Annotated in this window: 7 protein-coding genes; all 7 read left to right on the forward strand. The window is 63.7% G+C overall.

Features of this window, described 5'->3' with window-relative positions; all coding sequences use genetic code 11:
* The first annotated feature begins 230 nt into the window (after positions 1-230).
* The 7 genes from LH407_RS09675 to LH407_RS09705 all read left to right on the forward strand — a co-directional run bounded on the left by LH407_RS09675 (position 231) and on the right by LH407_RS09705 (position 14,361).
* Positions 231-1,283 carry a substrate-binding domain-containing protein gene (locus LH407_RS09675; protein ID WP_322134197.1) on the forward strand — a complete coding sequence of 351 codons (1,053 nt, stop codon included), beginning with the start codon at positions 231-233 and terminating at the stop codon, positions 1,281-1,283.
* An 81-nt stretch (positions 1,284-1,364) separates the two neighbouring features.
* Positions 1,365-2,540 (forward strand): Gfo/Idh/MocA family protein, encoded by a 1,176-nt coding sequence (locus tag LH407_RS09680; RefSeq protein WP_322134196.1) that lies wholly within the window; start codon positions 1,365-1,367, stop codon positions 2,538-2,540.
* Between the two features lie 20 nt (positions 2,541-2,560).
* The gene (locus LH407_RS09685; RefSeq protein ID WP_322134195.1) at positions 2,561-3,568 is read left to right on the forward strand and encodes a sugar phosphate isomerase/epimerase family protein; all 1,008 of its coding nucleotides are present in this window, start codon (positions 2,561-2,563) and stop codon (positions 3,566-3,568) included.
* Positions 3,565-4,779 carry an ROK family transcriptional regulator gene (locus tag LH407_RS09690; protein WP_322134194.1) on the forward strand — a complete coding sequence of 405 codons (1,215 nt, stop codon included), beginning with the start codon at positions 3,565-3,567 and terminating at the stop codon, positions 4,777-4,779. The genes LH407_RS09685 and LH407_RS09690 overlap by 4 nt, the downstream gene beginning before the upstream one ends.
* 79 nt (positions 4,780-4,858) lie before the next feature.
* A complete protein-coding gene (locus LH407_RS09695) occupies positions 4,859-5,374 on the forward strand; it encodes a hypothetical protein (protein WP_322134193.1) in 516 nt (171 codons plus the stop codon).
* Positions 5,375-5,678: 304 nt separating this feature from the next.
* Positions 5,679-12,806, forward strand: a complete 7,128-nt coding sequence (locus LH407_RS09700) for a ThuA domain-containing protein (RefSeq protein WP_322134192.1) — start codon at positions 5,679-5,681, stop codon at positions 12,804-12,806.
* 286 nt (positions 12,807-13,092) lie between these two features.
* Complete coding sequence (locus LH407_RS09705) at positions 13,093-14,361, forward strand: ROK family transcriptional regulator (protein WP_322134191.1); 1,269 nt, start codon at positions 13,093-13,095, stop codon at positions 14,359-14,361.
* The last annotated feature ends 6 nt before the right edge of the window (positions 14,362-14,367 follow it).

The following is a 14,367-nucleotide window of genomic DNA, read 5'->3' on the forward strand; positions in this document are numbered from 1 at the left end:
AGTTACGTAACCCGACGGTGAGCTCGGGACCCCTCGTACTGGGCTGATGGGCGACTGCGGCCACTTCTGACGGGTCGCGAGCATCTTTTGTCGGCTTGACAACAGGGGCGGTAGTGCTTATGTTGTTCGAGACGTCAATGAGGACGATGGGGTTTTCCCGGGGTTTGTCCCGATCGCTTCTTCCTTGTTGATGGTTACTGCAGTTCACATTCGATTCAAGGAGGAATGACATGGTGGTTTCGAGGACGGTGAGCCGTAAGCTGCTCATCGCTGCTGGTGCAAGCCTTGCCACTGTTGGTTTGCTGGCCGGTTGTGCTGCTGGTACGCCGACGGACACGGGCACGGAGACTGGTGGTGGAGAGTCCACTGGTGGGAACGATGAGACGGGTGACACGGTTGTCATCGGTTTCTCGGGTCCTGCTGCTGACCACGGCTGGTTGGGTGCTATTAACTCGGCTGCTATTGCTGAGGCGGCGAAGTACCCGGACATTGAGCTGAAGGTTGCGGAGGGTACTAACGACGCGAACCTGCAGATCAGCCAGGTTGAGACGTTTGTCAACGAGGGTGTTGACGCGATCGTTCTGCTTCCGACCGATGGTGCGGCGCTGACGGAGGCTGCTATTGCGGCGATGGAGGCTGGTGTTCCGGTTGTGAACGTTGACCGTGAGTTCTCGAGCCCGTTCGCGGCTCGTACCACGATCCTCGGTGACAACTACGGTATGGGTGTTTCGGCTGGTACGTACATTTGTGAGCAGCTGGGTGACAACCCGGATGCGGTGATCGCTGAGATCGCTGGTATTGACTCGCTTCCGCTGACGCAGGACCGCACGCAGGGCTTCAACGATGCTCTTGCTGACTGTGGTCTGTCGGTGTCCAACCGTGTTGCTGCTGACTTCACCGTTGCCGGTGGTGAGGCTGTGACCTCGCAGCTGCTGTCGGCTGCACCGCAGATCGACGCGATCTGGAACCACGATGACGACCAGGGCATTGGTGTCCTGGCTGCTATCGCTGCTGCCGGTCGTGACGAGTTCTTCATGGTTGGTGGTGCTGGTTCTGCCAACGCCATGCGTGAGATCCAGTCCGGTGAGTCGGTGCTCCAGGCGACGGTTATCTACCCGTCGACCCAGGCCGCTGACGGCATCCGCCTGGCACGCCTGATCGCCCAGGGCAAGGTCATGAGCGACCTCGTCGAGGCTGCGGTGCCGGCACGTATCGTGCTCTTCGCACCCGTGGTCACGGCCGAGAACGTGGAGGAGTTCCTCCCCACCGCGTTCGAGTCCTAAACCGAACACAGACGGTGCCCACGCAGAAACCTGCGTGGGCACCGTCCCCCCCTGTACTGAAATAGAAGAAAGCGAACAAAGATGTCACTGCCCCAGTCCCCTCGTGTCGCCATGATCGGCTACGGGTTCATGGGTGCCGCCCACTCACAGGGCTGGCGTGTCGCCCCCCGGTTCTTTGACCTCCCCGCGAAGCCGCAGATGCAGCTGCTCGTGGGTCGTAGCAGTACCGGAGTCGCGGATGCCGCGGAGCGCTGGGGCTGGGCCGAGACCGCGACGGACTGGCGTGAGGCCATCTCTCGCGATGACATCGACATCATCGACATCGTCACCCCCGGTGACTCCCACGCCGAGATCGCGATCGCCGCGCTCGACGCTGGCAAGCACGTTCTGTGCGAGAAGCCCCTCGCCAACACGGTCGAAGAGGCCGAGGCGATGGCGGCGGCAGCCGAGCGCGCCGCAGCCAAAGGTGTCTACGCCATGCTCGGTCACACCTACCGTCGTGTCCCCGCGGTGACCTTTGCGCGCGATCTGATCGCGGCAGGCAAGATCGGCGACATCCACCAGGTACGCGCCTCGTACCTGCAGGACTGGCTCATCGACCCCGAGGTGCCCCTCGCATGGCGCCTCCAGAAGGAGCACGCCGGTTCTGGCGCACTCGGTGACATCGGCGCCCACATCATTGACCTCACCCAGTTCGTGACGGGGCTCCTCATCGAGTCCGTCTCGGGCACCGTCGAGACGATCATCAAGAAGCGCCCCATCCTCACCGACCACGCGTCGGGACTCGCGGGCAATAAGGGTGGCGAGGAGTTCGGCGACGTCACCGTCGACGACATTGCGCTCTTCACCGCTCGTTTTGAGGGTGGGAAGCTCGGAACGTTCGAGGCAACACGATTCTCGACCGGCCGTAAGAACGCTCTCCGCTTCGAGATCTCCGGTTCGAAGGGTGCGATCTCCTTCGACCTCGAGGACCTCAACTCGCTCGAGTACTACGACGCGACCCTCCCCGCCGAAGAGCAGGGCTTCACCAAGATTCTCGTGACCGAGCCCGGTCACCCGTATGTTTCCGCCTGGTGGCCCGCCGGCCACATGCTCGGCTACGAGCACGCGTTCTCGCACCAGGTGAAGGATCTCATCGAAGCAATCGCCGCAGACCAGCAGCCGACGCCGACGTTCGCCGATGGACTCAAGGTCCAGCAGGTGCTCGCGGCGGTGGAAGCCAGTTCGGCAAACGGAAGCGCCTGGACCCAGGCTTAGGAACGAGAGGGACAACACCGATGTCACGACCGATTACTCTGTTCACCGGCCAGTGGGCCGACCTTCCGCTCGAGGAAGTGGCGAAGCTGGCTTCCGAGTGGGGCTATGACGGCCTCGAGCTCGCGTGCTGGGGCGACCACCTCGACCCGAGCCGTTGGGACGACGACGAGTACGTCCAGGGTCGACTTGATCTCCTCGCGAAGTACAACCTCAAGGTCTGGGTCATCTCGAACCACCTCAAGGGTCAGGCCGTCTGCGACGACCCGATCGACCAGCGTCACAAGGACATCCTTCCCCCGGCCATCTGGGGTGACGGCGACCCGGAGGGTGTGCGCCAGCGCGCCGCCGAGGAGATGAAGAACACCGCTCGTATTGCCGCCAAGCTCGGCGTCAAGACGGTTGTTGGGTTCACCGGCTCGTCCATCTGGAAGTACATCGCGATGTTCCCGCCGGCAAGCCAGGAGATGATCGACGCTGGCTACCAGGACTTCGCCGACCGCTGGAACCCGATTCTCGATGTCTTCGACGAGGTGGGCGTCCGCTTCGCGCACGAGGTTCACCCGAGCGAGATCGCGTTCGACTACTGGTCGACCGTTCGCACCCTCGAGGCCATCGGTCACCGCGAGGCGTTCGGCCTCAACTGGGACCCGAGCCACTTCGTGTGGCAGGACCTCGACCCGGTCGGATTCCTCTACGAGTTCAAGGACCGCATTTACCACGTGGACTGCAAGGACACGAAGATGCGCGTCGGCAACGGCAAGAATGGCCGTCTCGGTTCGCTTCTCCAGTGGGCCGACGGTCGTCGCGGCTGGGACTTCATCTCGACCGGCCACGGCGATGTGCCGTGGGAGGACAGCTTCCGCATGTTGAACCAGATCGGCTATGAAGGCCCCATCTCGGTCGAGTGGGAGGATGCAGGCATGGACCGGCTCATCGGCGCCCCCGAGGCGCTCGAGTTCGTGCGCAGGCTCGCCTTCGACCCGCCCGCAGCGGCGTTCGACGCGGCCTTTAGCACGAAGACGGAATGAACCGGGTCGGGCACGGTCAGCCGGATGTTGCTGACCTGCCCGTCTCAACCCCGACTGCGAGTGACACCACTCGCCGCGGCAATCTCTCGCTCGTGCTGTCGCTCGTGCATCACAAGCGAGCGATCAGTCGGGCCGAACTGACGCGCGTCACGGGGCTCAACCGTTCGACGATCGGCACTCTCGTGTCGCATCTCGTGGAGTTGGGTCTCGTGAACGAGGGCCGCGCAAGCGGCAACAGTCAGATCGGACGGCCGAGCCCCACTGTGACGCCCAATCGGTCACTCGCTGCTTTGGCGATCAATCCCGAGGTGGACGCGGTAACGGTGGGACTCGTGGGCCTCGGCGGCGAAGTCATCCGCAAGATCCGTTTCGCCACGCTCCAATCTCCGACCCCCATCGAGGTCGCCAACATCTCGGCGGCGATCCTCGAAGGAATGAAGGTGGAGTTGGAGTCCGGCTACCGCATCGTCGGGGTGGGGGTGGGTGTTCCTGGACTCACGCGAGTCGAGGACGGCGTAGTGTCCTACGCCCCGCATCTCGGTTGGCGTGACGCGCCCGTCGCCCAACTCATCGCGGAGGCGACCGGGTACAGCGTTACGGCAGCCAACGATGCTTCGCTCGGCGCGATCGCCGAACTCCAATTCGGCGGCGGCCAAGGATGTCAGGACCTCGTGTACCTGAACGGTGGCCCCAGCGGTATCGGCGGGGGAGTCGCGGGCGGCGGTGCCCTGCGTACGGGACGCAACGGCTACGCCGGTGAACTCGGCCACACGCTGGTGCGCACCGATGGTGCCGAATGCCACTGCGGCGGTTCCGGATGCCTGGAAACCGAGGTGTCGCTCGCGCGCCTCCAGGAGCTCGTGGGACTCGCCGGTGCCGACATCGACGAGGTGGCGAGGGCGCTGCGCGCAAGCGACCCCACCGTGGTCATGCCGGAGATTCGTCGGCAGCTCGACTATCTCGCCATCACGTTGCGTAACGCCGTCAACGCGTTCAACCCTGAGCGGATCATCCTCGGGGGATTCCTCGCGACGCTGTACTCAATGGACCCCGACTACCTCGTATCGCAGGTGCGCGCCAGGGCGCTGCATGGTCCGGGTGAGGTTGTCGAGATTTCCGAGGCGCAGCTGGAATCGAACATCCTCATGATCGGGGCGGCCGAGCTCGCGTTTTCTCGTTTGCTCGCTGACCCTCTCATCCCGCTCCCATAATCGCTCCATACCGTTACCCCACGGTTCTTGCTGACGACGGCGAGGCCAGTGAAAGGATCACCCGACGATGTCTGGTCACATGACGCTCTCACGCTGGTGGGCTGCTGCCCTCGCCGTACTTCTCGCGTTCACGGCGAGTGTGCTCGGCGTGGCATCCGCCGCTCAGGCCCACGGCGGGCCCATCGAGCTCACCGTGGGTGACGATGGCACGGGCATCATCATGATGACGGCGACCTACATCGACGATGGGCACCAGGTGGAGGACATCATCGAGGCGACGGCTACGGCGGTGTCGCCGACGGGTGAACAGGTTGGCCCGCTGCAACTATTCTCGGGGGATCTCGGTCCCTTCACGTGGTCGACACGTGAACCGCTCGCCGAGGGTCAGTGGGAGGTCACGGTGACGACGACCGCGCCAGCCGATGCGACCATCACCACGCCTATGACCATTCAGTACGTGACGGACACGAGCGGACCTGCCGGCGGCCAGGGTATCGATACGACCCTGTTGTATGTGGGAATTGGTGTTGCCGCCCTAGTGCTCATCGTGTTGATCGTCCTGATTGTGCTTCGTCTTCGCGCGCGAAAGGCCTAGATGCCACTAGTCACGGGGGTAGAACGACCGGTTTGTTGAGGGGATAGATATAAGCGTCATATGTCCCCCATCCCCTTTATCTCGGGTGACAACGCGATTTTCGCGGTGTAGGGCCGTCGCGAGAGCACCGAATTTATCTTGACACACAACATTTAATGCCCTAATTTCAGCCTCAGTATCGATCAATGAGGATCGCCCTGTGTGTGCTCCCCTGAGGTCGGTCGACCCTTCACATCCGAAAAGGAGCAACCAGGTGAACATTGCAGTCCACCCTGTTCGAAGGAAGTCGCTGTTCTTAGCGATAGTGGCATCCTTCGCAATGGTGCTGGGGGTGTTGGCCCCAGTGTTTGGGGCAGCGCCCCAGGCGAAGGCGGATGATCCCGCCTTCAAAATTCTCGTCTTCGATAAGACGGCTGGCTTCCGCCACGCGTCGATTCCGGTCGCCAAGGCCGCAATCGCCGACATGGCAGCCAACCCCGTCAACCCCGCAGACGCTTTCGCAGTCGATTTCTCCGAGAACCTTCTGACCTCGACGGGAATCGGCGGCACGGATGCAGCTGTGCTGTTTAACACGGCCAACGCTGCGACGGTCAACCTCGCTCAGTACGACGCCATCGTCTTCAACTCGACGACCGGCGACATTTTCAACTCTGAGCAGGAGGCCAACTTCCGTGCCTACATCGAGGGCGGCGGCGGTTTTGCCGGTATCCACTCGGCTTCGGACACGGAGCACCAGTGGACCTGGTACACGCAGGAGCTTGTTGGAGCGCGCTTCAACAACCACCCGGCGAACCAGACGGCGACGGTCAACATCCTCGACCGTACGAACGAGTCGACGAAGCACTTCACGAGCGACCAGTGGGTCAAGTACGACGAGTGGTACAACTTCGTCGACCTGCAGCGCGACAAGATCCACGTGCTGATGTCCCTCGACGAGAAGTCGTACAGCCCCGGCGGTGGAGCGATGCCGGCTGACCACCCGATCGCGTGGTGTCGTCAGACCGACACGATCCGTTCCTGGTACACGGCGCTCGGTCACACGACTGGAACCGGCAACAACAGCGGTGGCGACGGCACGGTCAACACCTACGCGATGCCTGAGTTCCGCGCCCACCTCCTCGGTGGTTTCAAGATCGCTGCCGGCACCATCCCCTCGGGTTGTGCGGCAAGCCAGTCCTCGAGCTTCGAGCAGGTCATGCTCGACGAGAACACCGTCAGCCCGATGGCGCTGAACGTTGCCCCCGACGGCACCGTTTTCTACATCGAGCGTGACGGTCGTCTGCGTCAGATCGACCCCACCACCAACACCACCTCGACCGCGCTGACCCTCCAGGTCTACAGCGGAAACGAGGACGGTCTGCTGGGTGTGGTCCTCGACCCTGACTTCGAGGAAAACGGGTGGATTTACCTCTACTACGCTCCCACCGCAGCCAACTTGGGCGGAGACCCGACCCACAACCGGCTCTCGCGATTCACCTACAACTTCAGTACGAAGACGGCGGCGCCGTCGTCGGAGAAGATCATTCTCAAGGTGAACACGCAGCGCAACGAGTGCTGCCACAAGGGTGGAGACATGACGTTCGATCTGAACGGCAACCTCGTCCTCGCCACCGGTGACAACACGAACCCGTTCGCCTCGGGCGGCTACACGCCGATCGACGAGCAGCCGGGACGTGCGGCTTGGGATGCCCAGGGCACCTCGGGCAACACGAACGACCTTCGTGGAAAGCTCATCCGCATTACGCCGCAGGACGATGGCACCTACACCATCCCCGCCGGTAACCTCTTCGCCCCGGGAACGCCGCTGACGCGTCCCGAGGTTTACGCGATGGGCTTCCGTAACCCGTTCCGCATCGGACTCGACCACGAGACTGGCAACATCTTCGTGGGTGAGTACGGTCCGGACGCCGGCTCGAACAGCTCCACGCGCGGTCCTCGCGGATCGGTTGAGTGGAACGTCGTTTCGCAGCCCGGCAACTACGGTTGGCCTTACTGCCACGGCCGCAGCAACGCACAGGGTGCTGCCGGTGACGTTGGCACGGGTTGCTACAACGACTACAACTTCGCCAACTCGACGAGTGGTGCGGTCTTCAACCCGAACGCGCTGGTCAACGACTCGCCGAACAACACGGGTATGACCAACCTGCCCGCGGTGATCGCACCGACGATGTGGTACCCCAACAGCAGCAACACCTACACGCCGGAAATCGGCAGTGGCGGTGGCGCTCCGATGGGTGGCCCGACGTACGAGTACGACCCGCTGAACCCGTCGGACACGAAGTGGCCGGCGTACTGGGACGGCAAGGCGATCTTCGCCGAGTGGAACCAGGGCAAGATGTACTCCATCCAGATGGATGCAGCTACGGGAACGCAGGTCCGGAAGATCAACACGATCCTTCCCGCGATCTTCGACGCAGGCTCCGGTGGCGGTAACTTCTACCGCGGTATGGACATGGAGTGGGGACCTGACGGTGCCCTCTACGTGATCGACTGGGGTTCGGGCTTCGACGGTAACAACGCCAACTCGTCGATCTTCCGCGTTGACTACACCGCGGGTGAGGCGTCGCCGGTTGCTCACGCATCCGCTGACGTGACGAACTCGGCAACGGCTCCGCTCGAGGTGAACTTCACCGGCGACACGAGCTTCCACCCGTTCGACTACCCGATCACGTACTCGTGGAACTTCGGCGACGGGTCTCCCGCCGTCACGACCGCGAACGCGACCCACACCTACACGGCCAACGGGCAGTACACCGCCCAGCTGACCGTGACGGATGACCGTGGTGGCACAAGCGTGTCGAACGTCGAAATCGTGGTCGGAAACGCCGCGCCGACGATCGAGATCGTGTTCCCCGAGAACGGTGGCTTCTTCGAGTGGGGTGACCAGATCCCCTACGAGATCGTGGTTACCGACCCGGACGCCACCGAGCCGATCGACTGTGAGAACGTGAGCCTGCTGCCGGCCCTTGGGCACGACACGCACGCGCACGACTACGGTCAGCTGTTCGGCTGTGAGGGCTACTTCCAGACGGCTCGCGACGCAGGCCACGGCCTCGAGGCGAACCTGTTCTGGGTGCTCAGCACGACCTACCAGGACGACGGAGGTGCCGTTGGCATCCCGCTGACCGGCTACGGCTCGGCAGTGCTGAACCCGACCCTCATGCAGGCGGAGTACTACGACGCGACTGGCCAGCTCGGCCAGACCACCGGCGGAGTCCAGCTCGAGAACACGACCGACTCGCTTGGCGGCGGCCGTGACATCGCGGGCGTTGACGTCGGCGACTGGTGGGCACACAACCCGGTCAACCTCGTTGGCATGGACGGTGTGAACATCCGTCTCGCCTCCGCTGCTGGCGGAACGATCGAGGCCCGCTTCGGTAACGACGTCGAGACCGCAACGGTCATCGGCACGCTGAACTACACGGCAACGGGAGGCGCTACTACGTACGCCTACCAGAACCTCGCGTTCAGCAACGTTCCGTCGGGTGAGGGCACGTTGTTCTTCGTGAACACCGCCGGCACCGCGCGAGTGAACTACTACGAGTTCCAGGGTGACGGAGTCGAGTCCAACTCGGCCCCGACCGCGACACTGTCCGTGAACCGCGAGACGGGCGTTGCCCCGCTCTCGGTGACCGCGACCCTCGCGGACGTCATCGACCCCGATGGTGCCGAAGGTGCTCCCGTCGACATCGAGTGGGACTCGGGACAGGGCTACCAGCCTGGTACCGCGTCCATCACGGTCAACTACACGGAGCCGGGTGACTACATCCTCCGCGCGCGTCTGACCGACGAGCTCGGCGCCTACACCATCCTCGAGCAGCCCATCACCGTGGACGCCCAGGAGATCGGGGAGTGCTTCCTCGGTCGCTCGGACGGCTTCGATGGCACCATGCTCGACAGCGACCGCTGGGACAGCAACGTCCGCGTCGACCAGACCCTGGTCGTCGAGGACGGAACGCTGAAGATCCCCGCAGCCGTTGGTGACCTGTACCAGAACAGCACTCCTGTGAGCCCGAACCTCGTGCTCCAGGACATGCCGACCGGTGCATGGACCATGGACACGAAGGTGACCTTCCCGGCCCGTATCGGATACCAGCAGGCTGGTCTGCTCGTCTACGCAAACGACAACAACTACGTGAAGTTGACGATGCAGGCGCGCACCGGTGACTCGACGCCCAACGCGGCAACCCGCGTTGTGCAGATGCTGAAGGAAGACAACGGAACCGCTTCGGAGACCAACTCGCCGAACCTCGGCGCGGAGTTCCCCGACACGGTGTACCTCCGTATCGTCTCCGACGGTGCAGCCACCCCGACCCTGACCGGGTACTACTCGGCCAACGGTTCGGACTGGACCGCCATCACGACCACGCGCAACCTCTCGGGTATCACCGAGGCGCCGCTGAAGGTTGGTGTCTGGGCTTCGGCCTCGACCTCGGCCCAGGCGACGGCAGCGCCCATCGTGACCGCTGAGTTCGACTGGTTCACCATCACTCCGGATGACACGGCCGTGCCTGTTGGCCCGAACGACGAGTTCGACGGTGACCGCATCGACCCGTGCCGCTGGGAAGTCCTGAACGAGAACGGCAACCTGTACCGCGTACAGGGAGGCAACCTCGAGCTCGACACGACCACGGCCGACATCAACAACACCTCCGCCAACCCGATCCCGAACCTCACGGTTCAGGAGCAGCCGGACGGCGACTGGACTGTTGAGACGAAGCTCGATGCAACCGCGTTCGACCGCCAGTACCACGCCGGTGGAATCATGCTCTACTTCGACGACGCCAACTACATCAAGTTGTACGTCGAGCAGCAGAGCGCGACCGCCCGCCAGGTTGAGTTCCGCAACGAGGTCAACAACGTCATCGGTACGCCGAACCCGAACGTCACGGGTGCGCCGACCACCGTATGGCTGCGTATGACCAAGACGGGCACGACCTACGGCGCCTGGTACAGCTATGACGGCACGACCTGGCTCCAGGTCATGGCGAATGGCACCACCGGAGCTCCGGTTGCGTTCACGAACGCCGCAGTCGCAGATGCCAAGATTGGCCTCTTCGCACTCGGCACGAGCAGCCAGGGTGAGAACAACCGCACGGCGAAGTTCGACTACTTCCACGTGATCAGTGCCGACCCCGTCTTCGACGTGGACGCCACGGTTGCGCCGGCAGTCGACGGAACCAACGGCTGGCACAAGACGCAGCCGGTGACGGTGACGCTCGCCACCGAGAACGGTGACCCGGAGCTGCAGGACTACATCGAGTACAACCTCGGTGAGGGATGGATGGAGTACACCACTCCGCTCGTCCTCACGGCTGAGGGAACGCACACGGTGCAGTACCGCGCTTCGGAGACCGGCGGTGAAGACACGGCTGAGAAGTCGGTCACGGTCAAGATCGACACCACTGTTCCCACGGTGGACGGCAACCTGGTTGTCGACCCCGAGGATGCAGAGGACCGCACGCTCGAGATCACTGCCGCCGACGCCACGAGTGGTGTCGCGTCGATCCAGTACTCGAGCAACGGCGGAACGTCGTGGACGACCTACACCGCACCCGTTGCCCTCCCGCTCACGGCGCAGACCATTCAGGTCCGCTCCACTGACGGTGCAGGCAACGTGTCGGCGATCGACACGGTCGAGGTCCCCGCAATCGGTGAGTGTGGAGAGGTTGGCCCGAACGACCAGTTCGACGGTGCCGCTCTTGACACCTGCCGGTGGACGGTCATCAACGAGAACACCGCGGGTTACCGCGTTGAAGGTGGATTCCTGAAGATCGACACGACGCAGGCGGACATCTACAGCGCTGGCGGCAGCATCCCGAACATCATTGTTCAGGACCAGCCGTCGGGTGACTGGACGATCGAAACCAAGGTCGACACCTCGACCTTCGACCGTCAGTACCAGAACGCCGGTCTCATCGCCTACATCGATGCAGACAACTACATCAAGTGGGACATCGTGACCACGAACGCTGCGGGCAGCACCATCGCCCGTAACTTCGAGTTCCGCCACGAGGTTGCCGGCGCGGTGCAGAACCCGCAGAACAACGTGAACGCGACGGCCACCGGAGGCATTGCGCACCTGCGCCTCGCCAAGGTGGGCAACGTCTTCACGGCCTCGTACAGCACTGATGGAACGACGTGGACGGACTTCACCAACACCTTTACGGACGCCAACCTTTCGGCGAACGCTCAGGTGGGTCTCTACACGCTGGGTTCGACCTCGTCGGGCACCGCGGGTAAGACGGCGACGTTCGACTACTTCACGGTCGACGCAGAGGAAGTCGATGTCACGGCTCCCACCGTGTCGGGCACCGCTAACGGCCGCACGGTCACTCTGACCGCGGAGGACACCGAGTCTGGTGTCGCCTCGATCGAGTACCAGCTGCCTGGTGGCGAGTGGACCGCGTACACCGCTCCGTTCGACGTGCCTGGCACGGAGGCGGTGACGGTGAGCATCCGTGCGACCGACAACGCGGGCAATGTTTCGACCACGGGAACCGTTGAGGTTGCCGCTGTCGAAGAGCCCGAGCTCGTTGTTGACCGCATTGCTGGCGCGAACCGCTTTGAGGTTGCAGTGAACATCTCGCAGGAGGCTTACCCGGACGGCGCACCTGTCGTCTACGTGGCCAACGGTGAGTTCTACGCTGACGCCCTCTCGGCTGGTCCGGCCGCGGCATACGAGGGCGGTCCGCTGCTCCTGGTTCGCCCGGGTGAGCTGCCGGCAGTCATCAGCGCGGAGATCGCCCGCCTCGACCCCGAGAAGATCGTGGTCGTCGGTGGTGTCAACTCGGTGAGCGAGACGGTCTTCGGCCAACTCGCTGGACTCACCGATGAGGCAGTCCGTATCGCTGGTGCTAACCGTTACGAGGCTTCGCGCAACATTGCGGAGTACGCGTTCGGTGGAGCCGATGTGCCGCTGGCCTACATCGCGACGGGTGAGAAGTTCCCCGACGCGCTGGCCGCTGGTGGTGCCGCTGGTTCGCAGGACGCTCCGGTGATCCTTGTGAAGGGCGATGCAGCAACGCTGGACGCCGCAACGGCAACCCTGCTTGACGAGTTCAACACCACCGAGACGCGAGTCCTCGGTGGCGAGGCCTCCGTCACCCCGGGTGTCTTCAACGGAGTGGACGCGATCACTGACGCGACCCGCCTCGGTGGAGTCGACCGTTACGAGGCAGCACGCAACATCAACGCAGACGCGTTCGACACGGCGGAGCGGGTGTTCCTGGCAACAGGCGCCAACTTCCCGGACGCTCTCGCTGGTTCCGCGTGGGCTGCAGGAATCGGAGCGCCGCTGTACGTGACGCCCGGCACCTGCGTGACCGCGGGCATCCTCGCCGACCTGGAGGCACTGGGCACAACCCACGTGACTCTGCTCGGTGGCGAAGCCTCGCTCTCGCCCGAGGTGTTCAGCCTCACCAGCTGCTGATCATCAGCTAGCGACTAACTAAACACGTGATGGCCGCCGCGGCCTCGGAACGGTGCACAAGCACCCGACCGGAGCCGCGGCGGTCATCCGTGTTAAGCCGCGTCACACAACAAGGGTTGAGCTCACGTCGGCAATACTGTGATTCACAGCCCGCCATCAGGGCGAGTGGTAGCATTGTTGCCTCTCGCAACGACCGCGGGGTGTCGCTTGCGTAAGCGTGACCTAGCCACGATGTGTGCGGTGTCGTCAGCCTGCTACGGGGCGCTGAAGGCGAGAGGATCGGGTTGTGTCATCCAGTGAACTGGCATCTCCGGTGCAGATTCGCGGGCCCAAGGCCTACCGCGGCAACAATTTGGACAACGTACGTCGAAACAACCTGTCACTCGTGCTCGGCCTGGTACACACATCCGGCGCCGTCTCTCGAGCTCAGCTGACTCGCGAACTCGGGCTCAACCGTTCCACCATCGCTGCCCTCGTCTCGGAACTGGTCGCGCGGGGTCTCGTCGTCGAGTCGACGCCGGAGTCGAGCAGCCAAGTGGGGCGACCGAGCCTCGTCATCACCCCCAGCCCCACCATCACGGCCATCACCATCAATCCTGAACTCGACGCCATCACCATCGGCCTCGTCGGGCTCGGGGGCACCGTCGTTCGCCGGGTTCGCTACGACAACGTGCGGATCCCGTCACCGCAGGAAGCGGTCAACGTCGTTAAAGCCGTCGTCGACGGAATGACCATGGCCGACTCGGAGGACCAGAAGGTCATCGGGCTCGGGGTCGCCATGCCGGGTCTGGTCCGGGCATCCGACGGCATGGTGCGACTCGCCCCCCATCTCGGCTGGCGTGACGAGCCCTTCGCCGAGGAACTCTCCGCGGCGACCGGCTACCGGGTCACCGCCGCCAACGACGCCATGTGCGGCGCGATCGCCGAGCACACGTTCGGCGCCGGCCGTGGAGTCGACGACATGATCTACCTCAACGGGGGAGCGAGCGGTATCGGCGGCGGTGTGATCGTCGACGGTGTGCTCCTGACCGGCGCGAACGGCTACGCGGGCGAACTCGGTCACACGCTCGTCAACACGCAGGGGCGCGATTGCCACTGTGGGGCATCCGGATGCCTCGAAACCGAGGTGTTCCGCCAGCCGCTACTGAAGGCGCTCGGCCTGCACGACAGCGAGGCCGAGCGACTGGACGAAGCACTCATCTCTGCCTTCGCGGAAGGCCCGACGCCGGAACTGGCCGAACTTGTCGAGCGTCAGGCGAAGTATCTCGTGATCGCCCTGCGAAACGCGGTGAACGTGTTCAACACCCGCCGGGTTGTGCTGGGTGGCTTCCTCGGTTCGTTGTACTCGGTGGTTCCGGAGCTCTTTGCGCCGATCTCCGAGCGCAGCCCCATGATCGGCGGCGGTGCTGGGGTCGAGGTCGAGCGGGCCCAGCTCGGGCAGAGCATTCTCATGGTGGGAGCGGCCGAACTCGCGTTCGCCGACCTGCTCGCCGACCCCACGATCATCGGCTCGCCGGAGCGTGTGCCCGCCGAACGTGGTGCCGTCGCGACCTGACAAAAT

This window comes from Antiquaquibacter oligotrophicus, from assembly GCF_020535405.1.
Lineage (GTDB): Bacteria > Actinomycetota > Actinomycetes > Actinomycetales > Microbacteriaceae > Rhodoglobus > Rhodoglobus oligotrophicus.

Bases quoted from the DNA above. Each gene is read 5' to 3' on its own strand.
- LH407_RS09685 (WP_322134195.1), top strand. From the start codon at position 2,561: ATGTCACGACCGATTACTCTGTTCACCGGCCAGTGGGCCGACCTTCCG.
- LH407_RS09690 (WP_322134194.1), top strand. From the start codon at position 3,565: ATGAACCGGGTCGGGCACGGTCAGCCGGATGTTGCTGACCTGCCCGTC.
- LH407_RS09675 (WP_322134197.1), top strand. From the start codon at position 231: ATGGTGGTTTCGAGGACGGTGAGCCGTAAGCTGCTCATCGCTGCTGGT.
- LH407_RS09680 (WP_322134196.1), top strand. From the start codon at position 1,365: ATGTCACTGCCCCAGTCCCCTCGTGTCGCCATGATCGGCTACGGGTTC.
- LH407_RS09695 (WP_322134193.1), top strand. From the start codon at position 4,859: ATGACGCTCTCACGCTGGTGGGCTGCTGCCCTCGCCGTACTTCTCGCG.